Raw genomic sequence first — 19,565 nt, 5'->3', positions numbered from 1 at the left:
CTCCCAGATGATCGCGACCTGGTCGCCCCGGGTGTGGAGGTGCCGGTCGACGCAGTTATAGGCCACGTTGGTGACCCCGTCCTCGAACCAGCGGATCGCCACATGGTCGGGGCCGAAATGGGTGTTCTTGATCCGGGTCGGGGCCTTGAACCAGTCGATGCGCTTCGCCTCCTCGGCCCAGAAGCCCTCCGGATCCTTGACCGAGGCCTCGTACTTGGCCCGGTAGCCCGCGTCGTCCAGATAGGCACGGTGGGTCCACTCGGCCGGCACGTCGTAGGCAGATAGCGTCGCAACAGGAGCTTCAATGTTCATGCGCTTGCCTTTCCCAGTCGCCCCTCTCCTTTGTCCCTGTGTTGTTCTTGGCTTCGGGACTTGCGCACCATCATACTGGGCCGACAATTCGTCGAATTGAGGCAGATCAATCGGGTCGGCCTTGGAGACTTGTAAGAAAGTATGACGGCCGGAGGATTGCGATGGGGATCGAAAGGGCATGACCGCGCACCGAACGTCCAGGCAGCGAAGCGGCGTGGCTGTTCACTATGTCGGTCTCACCCGCCGGATCGTCTCTGCCGAGCGAACCGGAGCCGCCGACACGCAGCTCGGCCTGGTTCTCACCTTCGTGGCAGGCGCCACCAACGCGGGCGGCTTCCTGGCGATCGGGCAGTACACATCGCACATGTCCGGGATTTTCTCCGCCATGGCCGATCATCTCGCGCTGGGAGCAGTCCGTCTGGTGCTGGTCGGCCTCGGCGCCCTCGTGGCCTTCATGGCAGGCGCCGCCTGCTCGGCCATGCTCATCAACTGGGGTCGGCGCTCGGGCCGCGGCAGCCGGTATGCCTTGCCGCTGCTCCTCGAGGCCGCGCTTCTGCTAGGCTTCGGCCTGTTGGGAGGGCTGGCTCGCGAGGGACCTGGAATGATCCTCGTCGGGGCACCTCTGCTGTGCTTCATCATGGGTCTCCAGAATGCCACCGTGACCAAGATCTCCGGTGCCCGCATCCGGACGACCCATGTAACGGGAATGGTCACCGACCTCGGCATCGAGTTCGGAAAGCTCGTCTATTGGAACCGGGACCGCTCCGACGGCGCGGCTCCCGTCGTCACAGCCGATCGGGCCAAGCTCCGCCTGCTAGCGGGGCTGTTGGGATCATTCTTCATCGGCGGCGTGATGGGAGCACTTGGATTCCACTACCTGGGCTACGTGGCCTGCGTTCCGCTTGCCGTCCTGCTGCTGCTGCTGGCCGGCCCCTCGCTGCTCCCGCATCCGGCCCCAACAAGCGTCGGGTAGGCTCGTCATCAACCTGCCTTGCCAGTTCCTCCTGGCTATCGGTGGCTGAGAGGAGTTGACGACAGGTCCGGCTGGGACGGCACCATCCTGCGAAGGCTCGTCCTCAGTCCCGGGGGCAGGTGGAGGCCAGGACAGCGTGGATGCGGTCGAGCAGCGCATCGTCCTCGAGAGGCTTTTCGAGGACGTCCCGGATGTCCGGATGGATGGATGCCTCCGGTACGTCCCGCGCCTTTCCGGACGTCATCAGGATGATCGGATGGTGTAGGTGGCGCTCCTCGAGCCGTTCCACCAGCTCGATCCCGTTCATCCCAGGCATGTTGTAGTCGACCACGATGCACGCGCTTCGCGCGAGATCCGGGTCGGCCAGGAGCGCGGCGCCGCTGTCGTAGACGCGCACGGCCAATCCCTCCAGCTCAAGGGCGAACTTCAGGGACGTTCGGACCGCGAGGTCATCGTCCACCAGGAGCACACGTTCGGCAAGTTCGGACATGGCCAATCCTGCGCTGTTCCTTGTCCGGCGGCCGCAGGATGCGATCCGCCACCGGGCGAACCATGCCAAAGCCAGGACGCCGCCTCCATTCCGGAATTATCCCTAAGGCGTAGTGCCTAATCAGCGATTGCCTGAACCATGGCCTTGGCGGATAAATAGTCCACAGTGCGTCCTTGCTCGCTCCAGATGCCGATGGTCCCCCGCATCGGCGCTCATGTTCTGGAGGGCAGACATTTGGCTCAGGGGATCCCATGGCGCTCACACCCGATCCGAAATCCTCGGCCCAGTTCCCATCAAGACCGGACGATGGCATCGATGAGGCGGCCCTGGAGAGCGTCATGCGCGAGGTTCCGAGTGGAGCTCTGGCCCTCTCGCTGCTGACAGTCGGGCTGCTGCTGGTGGCCTGGTTCCTGATGTATGCGCTCGTCTTCCTGCCCCGCGGCATGGTGGGCTGAGCCATGCGCGCCGACACCGAACAGGACATCCTCAAGACTGAACTGTGGTGGACCGCCCTGGTGACCGCGATCATCACTGCGATCATGCTGGCGATCATCTATGCCGGCCTTATCCACCACATCAACCCGCCCAGCAACATCGAGACAATCGACCCGAAAACCCTGCATCTCACGGGCGAGTTCACGGAAGGAAACCTCGGGACGCGGGTCGAACCCGGTGATCAGGTCACGAGCCGCATCGTCGCCACGCAGTTCGCCTTCCAGCCGCAATGCATCGTCGTACCCGCGAACCGCACCGTCACCCTGCGCTTTGCGACGCCGGACGTGATTCACGGCATCCTGGTCACGGGCACGAACGTCAACACCATGATCATCCCGGGCTATGTCAGCCAGGTGCATACCGTCTTCACGAGGACCGGCGACCTCCTGATGCCCTGCCACGAGTTCTGCGGTCTTGGCCACAGCCAGATGTGGGCGACGGTGCGGGTCGTACCGGAGGACGAGTTCAAGCCCGGCCCGGATGGGAGAGCGACTTGTGACGCACGCTAGACGCCTGACGCTCGCCCACCTGTGGGTGGCCTTTGCGGCCCTCGCCATCGCGGCGGTGCTCGGCGTCTGGCAGATGTGGGCGCGGAGTCCTCTGCCCGCGCCATTCCTCACGGCCCAAGCCTACTTCACCTCCGTTACAGCGCATGGAGTCTCCATGGCCTATGTGCTCACGACCTTCATGGTGATGGGCTTCGGATACTATGTGGCCGAGACCGCGCTCGGGCGTCCCCTGCCCTTTCCGCGTCTTGCCTGGCTTGGCTTCGTGCTCGGAGTCATCGGCTCGCTCATGGCCGCGGTCACGATCCTCACAGGGAACGCCACCGTTCTGTTCACCTTCTATCCACCGCTCACCGGGAGCCCGTTCTTCTACATTGGCCTCGTGCTCGTCGTGGTTGGCTCCTGGATCTGGTGCGGACTGATGATCGTGGCCATGCTCGAGTTCAAGCGCGCCAACCCGGGTGTGCCGGTGCCGCTGGCCATGTTCGCAACGGTGGCCAACGCGGTGATGTGGCTCTGGACCACGGTGGGCGTCGCGGCGGAACTGCTGTTCCAGGTCATCCCGGCGGCCTTCGGCTGGAACGAGTCCGTCGACGTCGGGCTCTCGCGCACGCTGTTCTCCTGGACACTGCATGCCATCGTCTATTTCTGGCTGATCCCGGCCTACATTGCCTTCTACACCATGGTGCCGCAGGCAGCGGGCGGGCGGCTCTACAGCGACACCATGGGTCGCCTGACCTTCATCCTGTTCCTGATCTACAGCCTGCCCGTGGGCATGCACCATCTGTTCATGGACCCGCAGCAATCGAGCGCTTTCAAGTTCCTGCAAATGAGCTTCACGGCCTTGGTCGCGGCTCCGACCCTGCTCACGGTGTTTACCATTTCGGCCTCGATGGAGATTGCCGGACGGTTGCGCGGCGGCCGGGGCTATTTCGGCTGGATCGCTGCTCTGCCCTGGGATCGGCCCATGGTGCTGGCCACGGGCATGGCCTTCTTCATGCTGTGGTTCGGCGGCGGCGGCGGACTGATCAACATGTCCTTCGGCATGAACGCGATGGTCCACAACACGTCATGGGTCACGGCCCACTTTCACCTGATCTTCGGCGGCACGGTGGTGATCATGTATTTCGCGATCGCATATGCCATCTGGCCGACGCTGACGGGACGCCAGCCGGTGTCGCTTCGCCATCAGCGGCTTCAGCTCTGGCTGTGGTTCATCGGCATGATGGTGATGACCCTGCCCTGGCATTATCTCGGCCTGCAAGGACAATGGCGACGCGTGGCAACGTTCAACTATGCCGACCCGATCATCGCCGGCTGGGGCTCCTGGGTGATCGTGTCGTTCGCCGGCGGCATCATCCTCCTGGCGAGCGCGCTTCTGTTCGTCTGGAATCTGCTGGAGTTCCATCGGGATCGCGCCGTCGCGGCGACGGGGCTGGGGCCGATCTACGCGCTGGCCGTGCATCCTCCCGTGCGGGTGCCCGCGGCGCTCAACGGCTTTGCCCTCTGGAACGTGCTGGTTCTCGTCCTGATGATCGCAGCCTACGGTTACCCGATCGCCCAGTTCTTCATCATCGACGCGCCCGAGGCCATCGTGCACCGGGTCAACGGGAGGGGCTGATCATGAGACCGGCCGAACTGCGCGAGATCGACAGGCCCTGGCGGTTCTGGGCCAGTGTCATCATCGTCTCCATCCTGGTGTTCTCGGTCGTGTTCGGCTTCCTGATCCTGCCGGTGGTGCAAGGCCGAGCCGCAGGGATCGATGCCTTCACCGCCATCTGCCGTGCGGTCGGCATCCTGCCGGGCTCTCCCGCCGTCAGGCAGCCGACGAGTGCGGCAACGGCGCAGCCAACGACGCGGGTGGCCTGGAGCACGGACCTGATGCGGGCGCTCGGCCAGCGGACCCAGGCCGGCGCCGAGGTCGCCCAGGGCTGCGTCGCCTGTCATGGCGAGCGCGGCATCGCGGCCGATCCCCAGAATCCCAATCTGGCCGGCCAGTCGGCGGCGGCGATTTTCAAGCAATTGCACGACTACAAGAGCGGCAGCCGCGTGCACGAGGTCATGACGGGCATTGCCCAAGGTCTCGATGACCGGCAGATCGTCGATGTGGCCGCCCACTTCGCCTCGAGCACGAGGCGGGATCTCGACCCAACGACGGCCGAGGTGGTTGACCAGGACATCATCCGTCTGGTGGAGAGGGGCGACCCATCCCGTGGACTTCCCGCCTGCAACTCCTGCCATGGCTTCAACGCCGGAGGCCCGGTCGAGACGCCCACGCTGTCGCACCAGAACCGGGAATACCTTGCGCGTCAGATGCATGCCTTCAAGACGGGGGACCGGAAGAATGACATCTACACCCGCATGCGCAGCGTCTCCTCGAAGCTGACCGACCGCGAGATCGACAGGCTTGCCACGTTCTATGCGACGACGCTCAGCTATTGACGTCGGACGTGCGAATACATCTCCCGCGGCAAAATCCGTCTGAGCCGTGCCCACGGCACTCCCAGCCGAGGTCGGCTCATCCCAGCAACGAAAAGTCAGGTCCCATTCGCGGCCGTGAACCCGGACTTGAGCTGCGTCAATGAATTGCGCCGCGCGGGGCCTCACTCTGTGCCCGGCGGTTGACTTCGGTTGGGCGTCGGAAGCGCCCACTGCGTCTCGAGGAGACACAGGGGCGCTTCCTGTTGCCACATCGGGAGGCAACTCGGCTATACTCGTCCGCGAGGCGCCGCAGCGCCTGTGAGACGTCCTCGACGGCATAGGGCTTGTGCGGCAGCTCGAAGCCGTGCGTTCTCATCGGTGGCCCGGCATCCCCCGGTCGCGGGGGATGCCATGGAATTCCCGCGGGACGGCTACGCCGCCGCGAGGATCTCGTCGGCGGGTCCGAAGAACTCGTAGTGGATCCGGTTCGACCGAACCCCGGCCAGGGCTAGGCCGCCGACGAACGCCCGCAGGAACGGCCGCGGTCCGCACAGGTAGTAGCCGGCCTCATCCAGCGGCGTGTTGGCGCGAAGCCAGTCGATGGTGATCAGGCCGACGTGGTCGAAACTCTCGCCCTGGCGGTCATCCGGACGCGGCTCGACATAGAAGGTGGTGGCCTTGATGTTCGGGTAGGCTTGAGCCAGGGAGCGGACGCGGTCCTTCATGGCGTGGGTCGAGCCGTTCAACGTGCCATGCACGTAATGGACGGCCTTGTTGGGGTACTTGGCTGCAATGGTCTCCATCATGCTTATCATCGGGGTCAGCCCGACCCCACCGCTCAGAAGCACGACCGGTCGCGGAGACTCCTCGTTGAGGAAGAACTCGCCCGCGGGCGGCGCCACCTTGAGCATGGTCCCGACTTCAGTCTGGTCATGCAACCAAGTGGACGCGATGCCCTGCGGCTCGCGCTTGACCGAAATGCGATAGGTCTCGTCATTCGGCGCGCTGGAGATGCTGTAGTTGCGCTTGAGCGGGTGCTGGCCCGGCACCTCAATCCAGAAGGTCAGGTACTGACCGGGCCTATGGCGCAGCACAGGCTGGCCATCCTCGGGCCGCAGCACGAACGAGGTGATAATCTCGCTCTCCTTTTGCTTGCTCTCGATCCGGAAGTTGCGCCAGCCGTTCCAGCCGCCGGGGGCGGTGGCGAGGCTGGTGTAGATCGCCTTCTCGCGTCCGATCAGCACGTGGGCCAGGAACCAGTAGGCCTCGCCCCAGGCGGCCAGGATCTCGTCCGTGGCAACATCGCCGAGCACGTCCTTGATCGCGCCGAGCAGCGCCTCGGCCACATGCGGATAGTGCTCGGGCACGATGTTCAGGCCGACGTGCTTTTGCACGATGCGCTCGACGGCCGGCGCGAGGGCCCCCAGATTGTCGATGTTCTGGGCGTATGCGAGCGCGGCCGATGCTAGCGCCTTGGGCTGCGATCCGGTTTCGCCGTGGTGCGACCGGTTGAAGAGGTCGCGGATCTCCTCGTTCTGGAACATGCGCTCGTACATGCGCTTGGTGATCGCCAGCCCATGCTCCTGGAGCGCGGGCACGGTGGCCTTGACGAGGTGAATGGTCGTATCGCTCAGTGTGTCCGTCATGGGATGACCTCCTGGGATGCAGCATCACGGGAAAAGGTGCCGACGGACCGATCCGGCATGAGTGAGGCCCGCCGTTCGGGGCCAGGCGATACGCCGTTGGGGCCACTCTCGAAACTAAGGGATTGCCCTGATCACCTTCGGTCGTAGGCCGGATGGCGGCCCGGTCACCGCCGGGCGTCCCGAGTCGGAATACCGGTGCCATGGGGGTCGGCGACATTCGGGCGGCAGACCCTGCTCTCGCTCCCGCCCAGTTGTCATTAGCCGGACGGTACTTACGGCGCTCGATCTCGCGCATCGTGGGCTGTTGCATGATGCATGTCCTCATCGAAGGGCGCGGCCTCGAAATCCAGGATACCTCAACCTCCGGACCGGTGCCCTCAGTCCAACGCGTGATGCCGCAAATTTCAGAGTAAATTTCGGATCAACCCCATGGATGACCCCGATCTCGCCAATGGGGCGCAAATACACGCTCCAGAGTCCCGTGCCGCCGTTCTCCGGTGCGAGGTGGTGTCCGGTGCCATCTCCATGGTGGTACGCCTGGCAGCGGTGCACCGTGCGGAGAGGGCAATGGCAACTGGAAGGGCGGCCGATCCAGCCGGGTAGCGACCCCAGAGAAGAGTCCGCAGGCTTGGAAGGACTATTGGGTTGCCAAGAGGGCGCAGAACGCAGCCTTGACGGCATTCTCGACATCAGTGAGGAGTTACAGTCTTGATGGCCGCAATCGTGAACCAGAATGAAGATCGCGCTTATGAGGTCCACGCATCATACAGCGTTGTGCGATCTTCGAATGGCTCGACATAGGCAAGCGTTAGTCTGATTTGTTGCGCCATGTCAGCCTCAATGCCATCGAACTGGTCAAGCCGGTGTGCATTGGCTCTGAGCTGATCAAGGGTCTGAATATTCTCCCTCCGCAGCACCTCCCAGGCAATAGGAGGCAGATAGAGACCCTCAATCGGTCCTGCGCAGGTGTCATAGAAATGGGGCATAGGAAGCTCCTAAGCCTTGCCGGCGGGAGCACGCGCATCTCTAGCCGACAACTCCCTATTGTACACCGTTGCCAAGCATACAACCAACATTATTCCATCAGGGGTTGCCAGAAGCTAGCAGCCCGCTGCTTGATATCGCGCGGTTGAGGCAGTGGCTATACGGACCAGCCCCTGAAATTATGCCTCTGGTTGACTCTCTCGCCGCGAGTTGTTGGCCCGAGCCTTTCTCTCCTCTTCCTCCGCCAGCTTCTCAAGGCGCTCCACTGTCTCGAGAAGCTGCTCGCGGGCCTCGTCGATCGAGAGCTTCTGGACCATGGTCCGGATCTCCTGCGCCTGGCGGCGGTACTCTGCCGCTTGGTCATGATGGGGATGCTTCGGCATGGCCTACAGCCTCCAACCAAGCCCATGATGATCCCCTACAGCCGAACGGGGACGCTGGCGCTGCCGGGCAGACCCCGAACGGGTTGGGCGATGCGGCCTCGCGATTAGGGCAGTCCTATGGACCAAGCCATGAGAGGCAGCAGACTTAGAATAGCGGGTCGGGCTGGCGCTTCAAAGATCTCCTTTGGTTTACTCATGGCCCAGGTTCTCGGAACAGCGCAGCCTGTATCAAAATCCTGCAAGGCTCATGAGCTCTTCCGGCACTGCTCCAGGCCCATTCTGGCGTCGTCCCTCATCAGGTGCCAGTGCCGCTCCATATCCCGCTCAATGAGTTCCCGGCGCTCCTTCCCACGCAAAGCTGGATACCAGCCCGAGCGCTCGATTGTCTCGCGCAGCACAGCGCGAGCCCTAGCCCTCGTGATCGCCTCCCGCGATCACGGCGCGAGCTTTGGCGAACGCGTCCTTTCGCGCAATCTGAGGGCTGGGGTAGGTCTCCCTTCCGGGTCTTCGATAAGGCCGCCCGGAGTCATGATGTTGAAATAGTATAGAGCCGGATGGGCCTTGGGCTCGGGCGCGAAATGCGGCTCGTGGGAAGGATACCCGGAGCGCGGCGCGCCGCCTTCATCGTTCCACCGTCTGAGATCGTCACGCTGGCTCGGTCGCTTCGGAGCCTTGCTCATGCCGGAATGAGACGTCAACGAACAGGCTTTTTGATGACAGTAAGGGCCTGAACGATCTGAGTCAGCGTTCCGTTCATGCTTGCCGTTGAGAACGAAGGTGACGCTCGCTCTCAGGCATATTCATGCCGTCAACAATCGTATCGCTGCGCTTGAGAAGGGCGTATACTCCCGAATTTGGGAGGATATCAGAATGCAGAGAATTCGGTCCTATCTGTCTCAAGGCAACGAAGCGGTCTTTGCTACTGCTCTGGCATTTTTGTTCTGCGGAGCAGTGATCCTGGGCTTCATGTAATGCTCTCCCAAGCCTTGATCGCACTGCTCCTGATGGCTGCTGTCGTGGCGATCTACGTGCTCGCGGTCAGGTCTGGGTAGCGGGAAAGCGCTGATATCTTCGGATGCGTTGATTGCCCGCGCTGTCGCAGTGCGAGCCCGGAGGTGACCATGGCTTATGTCATGTTCCAGTACGACCGCCCGACCGACACGCCAAGCTGGAACAATTACAACCGGCATGTTCGCGACTGGATCACCCAGCTTCTCCATATGCCTGGGGTTGTATCCTTCATGGCCTATCGCACAGCGGATAAGGCCAGCCCCGACACCTTCACAATGCTGGAGTTCCGCACCCTGGAGGAGGCGCGGCAAGCCGCAGCATCTGAGCAAATGAAGATCATTCTTCAGGAACTGCGATCAGTCGGAGCCACAGCAAGGGTCTTGCTGGTTGAGCGTTCGCCATTCACGCCAGAGCCCCTCTTCGCCTAAAATCCAGAATCCCGAGAGTGCCGCAGCCACTTCGACGTGGATTCATTGCCGCTGCGCTTTGTGGCGTCGCCACACCCTATTTCTGGTGCATATCGGCCCCACCTGCCCGCCCTATGGCGCGAATTGGGGTGCGCCAGCGCCCACCTCGCGCCCAGCGTCTTACTCGTTTGAAGGTCCCTATACTAAGGAATGATTGTCAGGGGAGCGGTTTCTATGCACCCTCTATATGCTAATACGTATTTGCAGAGGCGAGGTGGCCGTTGAAGAGGGCTGTGACACAGAGGGATGTTGCGCGTATCGCCGGTGTGAGTCAGGCAACGGTCTCTGTGGTTCTGAACGGCCAAGCCAATGCCCTCGAGAGAATTCCTCTGGAGACGCAAGACCGTGTCGCCCGTGTTATTCGTGAGACTGGATATGTCGCGGATCCCATCGCTCGGCGGATGGTGAACAAGAAGAATAAGATCGTGGGCGTCTTCTCCTACGAGCCCGTCTTTCCAAGCGCGCAGGCGGACTTCTTCCTGCCCTTCCTTCTTGGGATCGAGCAGGGGGCTCAAAGCCAAAGCTATGATGTGCTCCTGTTCACATCTGCCGGAGGCGAAGGGGGCAGAAGGCGAATCTTCACTGACGACAATCGTCTGCGTCTGGCCGACGGGTGCATCATACTGGGACGCGAGTTCGATCGGGAAGAACTCGCTCAGCTTGTGGCCGGCGGCTATCACTTCGTCGCCATCGGACGACGGGATGATGCAGGTGGGCCCGTGCCCTATGTGGGAGTAGACTACGCAATGGCGACGACGGCGCTGGTACGCCAAGCGTTCGAGTTCGGCCACCATGCGTTCGCATATGTGGGCCGGAGGACCGGGATCGAAGCTTCCTTCGACCGCTGGGAAGGTTTCGACAAGGCGACCCGTTCAGCCACGGCGGCGATCGTCGTCGGTGGAGATGATCCTAGAAGCGCAGGCAGCCTGATCTCCGATCTGCGGGACGCCGGAGTTACGGTCATTTTCTATGAGGATCTGGCCGATGCGGTGCATGGCGCAGAGGCCGCCCGTTCCTTCGGTCTCAGAATCCCGGACGACCTTTCGTTCGTGGCACTCGGCAATCCAACGCGACCCGTTCCGACCCAGATGAATTTCACGGGCTTTCATATTCCCCGTGAGGAAATGGGTCGTCTCGCTGTCGAGATGGTGGCAGATGCGCTTGAAGGACGCCCGCACCAGCGGCAGCGGCTTCTTGCCTGTGAACTCGTGCGGGGCGTAACGCTCGGTCCTGCTCCTAAAATGAAGAGGTCATCGTGAAAGAAGCTCGTACAGAGATCCTGGTCGTCGGCGGCGGTCTGGGTGGTGTCGCAGCAGCACTCGCGGCTCTCAGAGCTGGACGCCGGGTCATCATGACCGAGGAATTCGACTGGATCGGCGGTCAGCTCACGAGCCAGGCGGTTCCACCTGACGAGCATTCCTGGGTGGAGCAGTTCGGCATTACGGCGAGTTACCGCACCCTGCGCCAAGAGATTCGCAACTATTATCGCGAGCATTACCCGCTCACGGAACGTTCACGCCAATGGCGCGATCTGAACCCAGGGGCAGGGTGGGTGAGCCGCCTCTGTCATGAGCCGAGAGTGGCCCTCACTGTCATGGAAGGGATGCTTGCGCCCTATCGTGGCGCCGGCCGGCTTCGGGTCCTGCAGCCCTACCGACCCGTTGGCGCAGAAATGGACGCGGATCGCGTTCGGGCAGTACGCCTTGCCCATCGCGACAACGGCGACGAAATCATCGTCGCGGCCTCCTACGTGATCGACGCAACCGAGACTGGCGAACTCCTTCCTCTCACGGGCACAGAGTATGTGACCGGTTTCGAACCCCGTTCCATGACGGGGGAGCCCAGCGCACCCGAGGAGGCGCAGCCGCTCAACATGCAGGCCGTCTCGATCTGCTTCGCCGTCGATCACGTGGATGGCGACCAAACGATTGACAAGCCGGATCGCTATGATTTTTGGCGCAGCTATGAACCGGCATTTTGGGGTGGGCCTCTGCTCGGGTGGAAATCACCCCACCCGCGGACCCTGGAAATCGTGGAGCGGAGCTTCACGCCTAACCCCGATGACGATCCGCTTCTGGTCGACGCTGACCAGCGCCGCAATCCCGGAGACGCCAATCTCTGGACCTTCCGCCGCATTGCAGCTCGCCGAAACTTCACCGACGGCTTCTACGCCAGCGATATCTGCCTCGTGAACTGGCCGATGATCGACTATTTCGAAGGCCCCGTCTTCGAGATCCCGGACGACCAGGCCCGCGGCCATCTGAAAGCCGCCGAAGGGCTTTCGCGTTGCGTGTTCTATTGGCTCCAAACCGAAGCGCCGCGTACGGATGGTGGGATCGGGTTCCGCGGGCTGCGCTTGCGAGGCGACGTCACCGGCACCGAGCATGGACTGGCACAGGCACCGTACATCCGCGAAAGCCGCCGGATCAAAGCCGCCTACACGATCGTCGAGCAGGACCTCTCGCTGGCGGTTCGGGGAGAGCGGGGAGCCATCAACTATGCCGACAGCGTCGGCGTTGGTATGTATCGCATTGATCTCCATCCATCGACGGGCGGCGACAATTATATCGATGTCGGTTCCTGCCCCTTCGAGATCCCACTCGGAGCCCTGCTGCCGCAGCGCGTGACGAACCTCCTCCCGGCAGGGAAGAATATCGGCACCACGCATATCACCAACGGCTGCTACAGGCTTCACCCCGTCGAGTGGAACATTGGCGAGGTTGCGGGCCTACTGTCTGCCCATTGCCTGGAGCGCGGAACGACGCCGCACGCGGTTCGCGAAAACAAGGACCGCCTAGTGGAGTTTCAGACGCTGCTCGAGAGACAGGGCATCGAACTCCGATGGCCCGAAATCAAGGGTTACTAAAAACGCAACAAGGGAGGAACGCCATGAAGAAGACCGCCCGCCGTCAGATCGGACTTGCGAGCTTAGCTTTGTTGACGACCATCGGTGCCTCTGCCGGCCTCGGAGGAGCCTTGGCCCAGGACAATGTGCATCTTCGCGTGACCGTCTGGACCGGAAACAAGGCGCACCTCGATCTCTTCAATGGGATCGCGGAGGAGTATGGAAAGGCGCACCCCAACGTGAAGGTCACGTTCGATACCCTTCCCTTCGAGAACTACACGACGACACTGACAACCCAGATCGCAGGCGGCAATGCCCCAGATCTGGCCTGGATCTTCGAGAACTCCGCCCCGGATTTCGTCAATTCGGGAGCCCTTCTTCCGCTGGCGGAAATCCTGAAGTCGACCCCAAAATATGAAGCGGACGACATCGCACCCAGCGCTCTGGCTCTCTGGTCCCGAAAGGGCGAGATCTTCGCCTACCCATTCTCGACTTCGCCCTTTGGCGTCTTCGTGAACAATGACTTGCTGCAGCAATCCGGACAGAAGAGCGCATCGGAGCTCCTCTCGTCCAATGCATGGACCTGGGACAACGTCGTCGCTGTCGCCTCGGCCGTGAACGCCAAGACGGGCAAAGCCGGTCTCGTGGTCCGTGACTTCGACTACAAGGGCTGGGACAACCTGGCCACCATCTGGGGAGGCTGGAACGCCCGGCCCTGGAGCGAGGACGGCAAGACGTGCGGCTTCGATAAGCCTGAGATGTCGCAGGCGATGAGTTTCATTCACAAGGCTATTTTCGCGGATAAAGCGCTGCCCGGGCCGGGAACCAGTGCTGATTTCTTTGCTGGCGATGCCGCGATGACCATCACACAGATCAGTCGCGCTTCGCTTCTGCCGAAGAATGGGTTCGGGTGGGATCTTCTCCCGCTGCCAACCGGCCCTGTCGGAGCCTATGCAGTGATCGGCCAGGCCGGCATCGGGGTGCTGAAGAACGGCAAGAACCCTCAGGATGCCGCGCAGTTTCTTGCATTCATGACCAATCCCGCGAATTCCGAAAAGCTCGCGCAGTTCTTCCCCCCTGCCCGCAAGAAGCTCCTCAAGACGGACGTCTTAGCCAAGACCAATCCGCTCCTGAAGCCCGAACAGATCGAAAGAGTCGTCATCAAAGGCATCGAGAATGGCACCGTGAAGCCGAGCCATACGGGCTTCGCCCAGATCCAGCAACTGGTGCGGTCCGGACTGGACCAGCTGTGGATGCCTGATGCGGACCTGAAAGCCGGGCTCACGGCAATCTGCGGACGGATCGCCCCGCTGCTGGCTCGGTAGAGAAGCGACATGATCGCGCAAACGAAGGTGACATCAGCTGAAATGGCCGAACAGCCGACCAGTGCAGAAGGGTCCCGCAAAGGACCCTTCTGGACGACGGACCGGCGTGATGCCCTGACCGGCTATATCTTCGTCATGCCACAGGTTGCCGGCATTCTGATCTTCGTCATGATGCCGTTGGTCCTCGTGTTCTGGTACAGCCTGCATGAATGGAACGTCCTGGCGGGTACCTTCGATTACACGGGCCTGAGTAACTACCAGCAGCTTCTGGCCGACCCGGTCCTGCCGGAGGTTCTCAGAGCGACCGCCGTCTTTTCCGTCGGATTGGTCATTCTCAACATGGCGCTCGCCCTCCTGCTTGCAGTGCTCCTGAACCAGAAGATGCGCGGGGTTGTGATCTTCAGAACTCTGTTCTTCTCGCCAGTCGTCGTTTCGCTGGTCGCATGGACAATCGTCTGGGGGTTCCTCCTCCAGAACAATGGAGGCATCAACGGCCTCCTGGGAATGATCGGCGTCGAAGGCCCGAACTGGCTGCGCGGCGAGACATCCGCGATGATCTCGGTCATTGTGGTTCAAGTGTTCAAAAATGTCGGCCTCAATATGGTGTTGTTCCTGGCGGCCCTTCAGAACGTGCCAGGCGAACTCTATGAGGCGGCTGTCGTCGACGGCGCGAGCCGGTGGAAGCAGTTCTCACGCATCACGGTTCCGTTGATCAGCCCCACGATCTTACTCACTGCGATAATCACGATTGTCGGATCGCTCCAGGTTTTCGCACAAATCGCCATTCTTACACAGGGCGGCCCCGGAACATCGACGACGGTCCTGGTCTATTACCTCTATCAGCAGGCTTTCCAATTCCATCTGTTCGGGTTCGGCTCGACTCTATCGATCCTGCTGTTCCTCATCGTGGCCGTGCTGACCTTCGCGCAGTGGCATCTACGCAGAAAATGGGTTCACTATGAGAGATAGCCTATCTCCTCGCGCGAAGGTTGGGATCTACGGCCTCTTGTGCCTGCTCTCGATCCCGTTCGTCTTTCCGACCTGGTGGATGGTCACGTCATCCTTCAAACCGATCGCGGAGATCTTCGTATTCCCGCCGGCGCTCGTTCCCCGGGCGATCGACCCCTCAAGCTACAGCAAGGTCTTTGAACTCCAGCCCTTCGCACAGCAATATTTCAACAGCGCCTACATCGCGGCCATTGTTACTCTCGGGACGATAGCTGTCGCGTCCCTTGCAGGATACGCTTTTGCCAGGATACGCTTTCCTGGACAGAACCTTCTATTCATGTTCGTTCTGCTGGGGTTGCTGATTCCCGCCGAGGTGACGATCGTTCCTCTGTTCCGGTTTTTCCTGAAGCTGGACTTGATCAACACCCATTGGCCCCTCATTCTGGTGCCGATATTCGGCGCACCGAGCGTCTTCGCGACATTCGTCATGAGGCAGTTCTTCATCAGCCTGCCCGTTGAGCTCGAGGATGCTGCGCGGATCGATGGGCTCGGGCGGGTCAGGATCTTCTGGTATATCGCGTTGCCGCTGGCCCGACCCGCCCTGGCTGCGGTTGCGATCTTCACCTTCCTTCACAGTTGGAACCTCTATCTCGAGCCCATCGTGTTCCTCTCGTCGACGGAGAAGTTTACGCTCCCGCAGGCCCTAACCCAGTTCGTGGATGCCTATGGGGGACCGATGTGGAACGTTCAACTCGCGGCCGCGACGCTCACGGCATTCCCCGTCCTTGTGGTATTCGTTATCGCACAACGCCACTTCATCGAGGGTTTGGCTCATACCGGCCTGAAGGGATGACGTCGAAAGAGGCCGTCCGATCGCGGTTAATGGTCAGCAAAGGGTAATGCGGGCCGCGATCTCACCTACGCTCAATCGGCCACTCATGCCGCGCGATGTCGGATATTCCCAGAACGCCTGAACCGGCGGCAAGGCGTGCCGGAACGAGGCGCGGCCTCATCCGCTCACCAACCTGTAATAGAGCGGACCATAGAAGGGTGTGGAAGGCTGGGGCACGGCCCACTCCTCCACCGAGCACGATGCGCTCCGGATCGATGAGGGCCTGCAAATTGGCAAGCGACACAGCGAGTTTTTCCGCAGCGCCCTGGACGATCGAGTTCGCCCATTCCTCACCCCGTTCTGCTGCCTCAAAGGTTTGTCTGGCATCAGCCGGGCGACCGATAGCCGAGGCAGCGAGAGACATGCCAAAGCCGGATGCGAGCGTCTCAAGTCGCTCTCTGGCACGGGGCCACAGCGTCTGGCCCAGGCTTCCAGCAAGCCCGCGGGCGCCGACCATGAGACGCCCGCCTGATATGATACCTCCATCAATTCCGGAGGAGATTGTCAGGAATATCATGTCCTGCCGTTCGCCGGCGCTATAGACGTACTCGCCCCAGGCGGCGGCTTGAGCGTCATTGCAGATAGCGACAGGGCACTTGAACCGCTTCGCAAGTTTTTCCATCAGAGGGAATGCCTCAGGGATCGGAAGCGTGTCGGGATTGAGCGTAGACCAGTGCCCGTCACGGACGAGGCCCGTCACGGCTGCGCCGATGCGGTCATAGGCTCCCTCCCACTCCGCAGCGAGTAGCGCAAGACTCTCCATCCATCGATCGGTCCCTACATTGCAGTCAGTGCGAACGACCTGCTTCTCAAGAATAGTTCGGCCTCGAACCAAGGCGGCCAGCGTTTTGGTCCCTCCGATGTCGAAAGCGAGAACTGCTTCGGCGTCCGTAAGAGCGGCCTGCGCGATAGCGTCGGCAAACCAGCCTGTGATATACTCGGTCCGCGTGATCGCGGAGTCAGCGCAGACAGCGTCCGCGCCATGAATAATGGCCTTTTTTGCGAGATCAGGGCTGTTATACCGCCCCTCCGCCACCACGGGTTTTCCAAGAGTGGCGCAAGCCGCCACCAGATCCAGGTCGGGCGCCTCAGAAACAGGTCCCCCGGTATAGCCCGACAGGGTTGTTCCGAGGATATCGAAACCCATACCGACGGCCGCTTGGGCTTCCTGGAAGGTCGCCACGTCGGCCATGGCGATGCAGCCGTGGGCGTGGATGGCATGAAGGAGCCGGTCTACGGGTACGGGGCGGGTCCTTGCGGTGGCATCGACTGCGATGACCGCCGAGGCAACAAATGGCTTGCCTCAATCCCAGAGCTCCGTGAAGCGGGTACCGCGAACGGCCCTCTGGCGCCGTAACATCACTCAGTGTCACATTCCATGTCTGGCTGGTGATCCGATTAGATGCAGCCGATACTTGTCCCCTCGGTGCCACCGGAAGACCTCGCCCAGCCTTCGGCAGCTTCGGCAGCTTCGGGAGCCGGTGACATGAGCTATGATGACCGGGTCGGATCGGTCAGCGGTTCGGCCAGGTCATGGCCATGAGATCCAGGATCCAGGGGTAGCCCGCCCGGTTGCCGCTCGATCATGCGATGCACGCGCGGCCGACCCGGCCCCTGATGAAGGTCCCGGAGCCGTTCTCCCACGATAGCATCGGCCTGCGTGATACGTTGGTTGTGCCGCACGTAGTCCAGCCACGTCGGACTATGGTAGCGCTCGAGCCAGACCTCGGGGTTTTCCAGATCCCGCAGCAGCGTCCAATGACGCGCGCCGTCCCGACGGCGGATCCGTCGCCGCTCCGCCATCACGGCGAGAAAGGCCGCGACATCTGTTTCCCGGATCATGTATTCGATTGTGATCACGACTGGGCCGCTGCGTGGGAGGATATCGACGGCAAGATCAGGCTCCGTCCAGTGGTTGAGCGGATCAAGGTTCAGTGTCTTCATCTCAGGCAAGGGCAGCCGCAGGCCAAGGACCGCTCCGGCCACCAGCACCCCCGCGGCGATCAGAAGAGCGTCCGACGTCCCGAACCGGGCGGCCGCCACGCCCCAGATCCAGCTGCCGAAGGCCATGCCGCCGAAGGTTGCCATCTGGTAGAGGGCTAAGGCGCGCCCGACCACCCAGCGGGGCGAGGACAACTGCACGGTGGCATTGAAGCTCGAGAGCGCCAGCACCCAGCTCGCCCCACCAAGGGCCATCGCAACGATCGTCACAAGCGTGAAAGGGCTCAATCCAGCGACTGAAGCGCAGACGGCAAAGCTGATGAAGGCGATGCGTACCAGCGCCTCAAGCGACAGGGCCTGCCTGAGGCGCGCGCTGAGAAGGGCGCCGCCGACGGCCCCGGCGCCAAAGCCACCAAGCAGCAGGCCATAGGTGAGCGGACCGCCCTGGATCAGGTCGCGGGCGACGAGCGGCATCAGGGCCTGGACGGCGATGGCCGCGACACCGAAGGCCGCTCCCCGCAAGAGCACCACGCTGAGATTGGGCGACATGGCGATATAGCGGATTCCCGCTGCCATGGCCGATCCGAGGGCTTCAGGGGGTAAGGTTCGCGGCGGCCGCACAAGCCGCCAGCGTGCCAGAACGACAATCAGTCCGAGATAGCTGATCGCATTGACGGCAAAGGCGGCGAAGGCGCCGACCGTTGCGACGATGATGCCGCCGAGGGCCGGCCCGAGGCTGCGGGCGATGTTGAAACCCATGCTGTTGAGGGCGATCGCGGCCGGCAGATCAGCGCGGGGCACCATCTCGCCCACCAGCGACTGCCAGGCGGGCCCATTGAAGGCCGTGCCGCAGCCGACGAGAAAAGTGAACCCAAGCAGAAGCCACGGCGTCACGAGGCCATAATAGGTACACAAGGTCAGGGCCACTGACACAGCCAACAGGAAGAGTTGCGAGACGAGCATGAGCTGCCGGCGGTCGAAATTGTCCGCGATGGCGCCGGCCATGAGTGAGAACAGCATGATCGGCAGCGTCGTCGAGGCTTGCACCAAGGCGATGAGGTCGGCCGACGCACCGATGGAGGTCATCAGCCAGGCCGCACCGACCGACTGGATCAATCCGCCGAAGTTGGAGGCCAAGCTGGCGATCCAGACAGCCAGGAAGATGCGATGCTGGAAGGGCGATAAGGAGGATATCCGCCTGTGCGGGACGTCAGCATCTTGTGGTGGCATGGAGAACCCGATGTGAGATGAGGGCCGGAGCCAGCCCGAGGGTGGCCAAGCAGGGCCAACGGCGTCGCCCGTTAGCGTGTATATCAGGTTTTGGAGAGCGATAATGCGCCGGCACTGGCGGTTGCCGTAGCAATTGCCAACCTGACCAGACGAGAACCGATCCCTCCCTTGATGGGGATTGGACTTCAGGTTGCTGCAATCGGCTCGGGACATGGACCGTGTGAAGCCGCCATCCAACGCCGCGTTCCATGCGGAACAATGGACCGTCTTCGTCGGAGTCTGGATGTTGCAGGCTTCCTTAAGGTTATGATCGGCCGCAAGCTGGGGTTGGTCGCCGATCTCGGGAACAGCCTCGGTCTGAAACGCAGATCAGCCGAGGATCCACCTCTCGCCAGTCTCGTGCCCTGAGGAGGCTAAGGTCCGCCCCGAGATGCCTCGCGTACCTGGAAAAATCCAACGCTCCGGAGGCGATAAATTACTGATAGAAAGCAACCATGAGCAGTAAAGGAAGCAAAACTTGGACTCATTACGGATTGCCATAAGTTAGGTTGCTAGGCGGCGTTGATATCGATACCAATGCGGTTCTGAGGCTTTTGGGGCGATTTTGACCGCAGTTTGGGTTCCTTCCCGCCTGGATCTGCGCCATGCGACGGCTTTTCGCTGCGGCCAAGGCTGTGCCCGAGCAAGACCCGTCAT

18 protein-coding genes and 1 pseudogene are annotated in these 19,565 nt (G+C 61.9%); 12 read left to right on the top strand and 7 right to left on the bottom strand.

The features are described 5' to 3' along the window. Window positions 1-312, bottom strand: a 312-nt coding sequence (locus NF876_RS38985) for an acetyl-coenzyme A synthetase N-terminal domain-containing protein (RefSeq protein ID WP_315975118.1), incomplete at its 3' end; no start/stop codon positions are given. A gap of 214 nt (window positions 313-526) precedes the next feature. Here NF876_RS38985 and NF876_RS38980 point away from each other — a divergent pair. Then, window positions 527-1,240: pseudogene (locus tag NF876_RS38980) on the top strand (YoaK family protein); the annotation flags it as partial. A 148-nt stretch (window positions 1,241-1,388) separates the two neighbouring features. Here NF876_RS38980 and NF876_RS38975 read toward each other — a convergent pair. After that, a complete protein-coding gene (locus NF876_RS38975; protein ID WP_262273221.1) occupies window positions 1,389-1,775 on the bottom strand; it encodes a response regulator transcription factor in 387 nt (128 codons plus the stop codon). Window positions 1,776-2,026: 251 nt separating this feature from the next. Between NF876_RS38975 and NF876_RS38970 the strand changes: the two genes are divergently transcribed. The 4 genes from NF876_RS38970 to NF876_RS38955 are packed head-to-tail and all read left to right on the top strand — an operon-like array spanning window position 2,027 to window position 5,218. Further along, on the top strand, window positions 2,027-2,230 hold the full coding sequence (locus tag NF876_RS38970; RefSeq protein WP_262273220.1) for a hypothetical protein: 204 nt from the start codon (window positions 2,027-2,029) through the stop codon (window positions 2,228-2,230). A 3-nt stretch (window positions 2,231-2,233) separates the two neighbouring features. Then, window positions 2,234-2,779: a cupredoxin domain-containing protein gene (locus NF876_RS38965; protein WP_262273219.1), complete on the top strand. Its 546-nt coding sequence runs from the start codon at window positions 2,234-2,236 to the stop codon at window positions 2,777-2,779. Beyond that, window positions 2,766-4,397, top strand: coding sequence for a cbb3-type cytochrome c oxidase subunit I (locus NF876_RS38960; protein ID WP_262273218.1), 1,632 nt, complete (start codon window positions 2,766-2,768; stop codon window positions 4,395-4,397). The genes NF876_RS38965 and NF876_RS38960 overlap by 14 nt, the downstream gene beginning before the upstream one ends. 2 nt (window positions 4,398-4,399) lie before the next feature. Further along, complete coding sequence (locus tag NF876_RS38955) at window positions 4,400-5,218, top strand: c-type cytochrome (protein ID WP_262273217.1); 819 nt, start codon at window positions 4,400-4,402, stop codon at window positions 5,216-5,218. A 410-nt stretch (window positions 5,219-5,628) separates the two neighbouring features. Here NF876_RS38955 and hmpA read toward each other — a convergent pair whose 3' ends face one another. From hmpA to NF876_RS38940, 3 genes are all read right to left on the bottom strand, one after another. Then, a complete protein-coding gene (gene hmpA / locus NF876_RS38950) occupies window positions 5,629-6,843 on the bottom strand; it encodes an NO-inducible flavohemoprotein (protein ID WP_262273216.1) in 1,215 nt (404 codons plus the stop codon). Between the two features lie 746 nt (window positions 6,844-7,589). Beyond that, entirely contained in the window at window positions 7,590-7,829 is a 240-nt protein-coding gene (locus NF876_RS38945; RefSeq protein WP_262273215.1) for a hypothetical protein, read from the bottom strand. 177 nt (window positions 7,830-8,006) lie between these two features. Further along, window positions 8,007-8,210 carry a hypothetical protein gene (locus NF876_RS38940; RefSeq protein ID WP_262273214.1) on the bottom strand — a complete coding sequence of 68 codons (204 nt, stop codon included), beginning with the start codon at window positions 8,208-8,210 and terminating at the stop codon, window positions 8,007-8,009. Between the two features lie 777 nt (window positions 8,211-8,987). Here NF876_RS38940 and NF876_RS38935 point away from each other — a divergent pair. From NF876_RS38935 to NF876_RS38905, 7 genes are all read left to right on the top strand, one after another. Next, window positions 8,988-9,182: a hypothetical protein gene (locus tag NF876_RS38935; protein WP_262273213.1), complete on the top strand. Its 195-nt coding sequence runs from the start codon at window positions 8,988-8,990 to the stop codon at window positions 9,180-9,182. 149 nt (window positions 9,183-9,331) lie between these two features. After that, a complete protein-coding gene (locus NF876_RS38930; protein WP_262273212.1) occupies window positions 9,332-9,649 on the top strand; it encodes a DUF1330 domain-containing protein in 318 nt (105 codons plus the stop codon). Between the two features lie 272 nt (window positions 9,650-9,921). After that, entirely contained in the window at window positions 9,922-10,947 is a 1,026-nt protein-coding gene (locus NF876_RS38925) for a LacI family DNA-binding transcriptional regulator (protein ID WP_315975117.1), read from the top strand. Next, window positions 10,944-12,554, top strand: coding sequence for an FAD-dependent oxidoreductase (locus NF876_RS38920; RefSeq protein ID WP_262273210.1), 1,611 nt, complete (start codon window positions 10,944-10,946; stop codon window positions 12,552-12,554). Before NF876_RS38925 ends, NF876_RS38920 begins: the two co-directional genes overlap by 4 nt. Before the next feature lie 23 nt (window positions 12,555-12,577). Next, window positions 12,578-13,858, top strand: a complete 1,281-nt coding sequence (locus NF876_RS38915) for an ABC transporter substrate-binding protein (protein WP_262273209.1) — start codon at window positions 12,578-12,580, stop codon at window positions 13,856-13,858. Window positions 13,859-13,900: 42 nt separating this feature from the next. After that, window positions 13,901-14,827: a carbohydrate ABC transporter permease gene (locus tag NF876_RS38910; protein WP_315975119.1), complete on the top strand. Its 927-nt coding sequence runs from the start codon at window positions 13,901-13,903 to the stop codon at window positions 14,825-14,827. Beyond that, window positions 14,817-15,659: a carbohydrate ABC transporter permease gene (locus NF876_RS38905; protein WP_262273207.1), complete on the top strand. Its 843-nt coding sequence runs from the start codon at window positions 14,817-14,819 to the stop codon at window positions 15,657-15,659. The genes NF876_RS38910 and NF876_RS38905 overlap by 11 nt, the downstream gene beginning before the upstream one ends. 61 nt (window positions 15,660-15,720) lie before the next feature. Here the strand turns inward: NF876_RS38905 and NF876_RS38900 are convergent, their stop codons facing one another. Further along, window positions 15,721-16,974, bottom strand: coding sequence for an ROK family protein (locus NF876_RS38900; protein ID WP_262273222.1), 1,254 nt, complete (start codon window positions 16,972-16,974; stop codon window positions 15,721-15,723). Window positions 16,975-17,189: 215 nt separating this feature from the next. Then, complete coding sequence (locus NF876_RS38895) at window positions 17,190-18,869, bottom strand: MFS transporter (RefSeq protein ID WP_262273206.1); 1,680 nt, start codon at window positions 18,867-18,869, stop codon at window positions 17,190-17,192. Window positions 18,870-19,565: the final 696 nt, after the last annotated feature.

This window comes from Microvirga yunnanensis (assembly GCF_025460875.1).
This window is presented reverse-complemented; position numbering and strand designations above follow the sequence as displayed.

What these genes read in the sequence shown, in the direction of transcription:
- NF876_RS38975 (WP_262273221.1), bottom strand. Translation starts at nt 1,775, where the DNA reads ATGTCCGAACTTGCCGAACGTGTGCTCCTGGTGGACGATGACCTCGCG.
- NF876_RS38970 (WP_262273220.1), top strand. Translation starts at nt 2,027, where the DNA reads ATGGCGCTCACACCCGATCCGAAATCCTCGGCCCAGTTCCCATCAAGA.
- NF876_RS38965 (WP_262273219.1), top strand. Translation starts at nt 2,234, where the DNA reads ATGCGCGCCGACACCGAACAGGACATCCTCAAGACTGAACTGTGGTGG.
- NF876_RS38955 (WP_262273217.1), top strand. Translation starts at nt 4,400, where the DNA reads ATGAGACCGGCCGAACTGCGCGAGATCGACAGGCCCTGGCGGTTCTGG.
- hmpA (WP_262273216.1), bottom strand. Translation starts at nt 6,843, where the DNA reads ATGACGGACACACTGAGCGATACGACCATTCACCTCGTCAAGGCCACC.
- NF876_RS38945 (WP_262273215.1), bottom strand. Translation starts at nt 7,829, where the DNA reads ATGCCCCATTTCTATGACACCTGCGCAGGACCGATTGAGGGTCTCTAT.
- NF876_RS38940 (WP_262273214.1), bottom strand. Translation starts at nt 8,210, where the DNA reads ATGCCGAAGCATCCCCATCATGACCAAGCGGCAGAGTACCGCCGCCAG.
- NF876_RS38930 (WP_262273212.1), top strand. Translation starts at nt 9,332, where the DNA reads ATGGCTTATGTCATGTTCCAGTACGACCGCCCGACCGACACGCCAAGC.
- NF876_RS38915 (WP_262273209.1), top strand. Translation starts at nt 12,578, where the DNA reads ATGAAGAAGACCGCCCGCCGTCAGATCGGACTTGCGAGCTTAGCTTTG.
- NF876_RS38910 (WP_315975119.1), top strand. Translation starts at nt 13,901, where the DNA reads ATGGCCGAACAGCCGACCAGTGCAGAAGGGTCCCGCAAAGGACCCTTC.
- NF876_RS38905 (WP_262273207.1), top strand. Translation starts at nt 14,817, where the DNA reads ATGAGAGATAGCCTATCTCCTCGCGCGAAGGTTGGGATCTACGGCCTC.
- NF876_RS38895 (WP_262273206.1), bottom strand. Translation starts at nt 18,869, where the DNA reads ATGCCACCACAAGATGCTGACGTCCCGCACAGGCGGATATCCTCCTTA.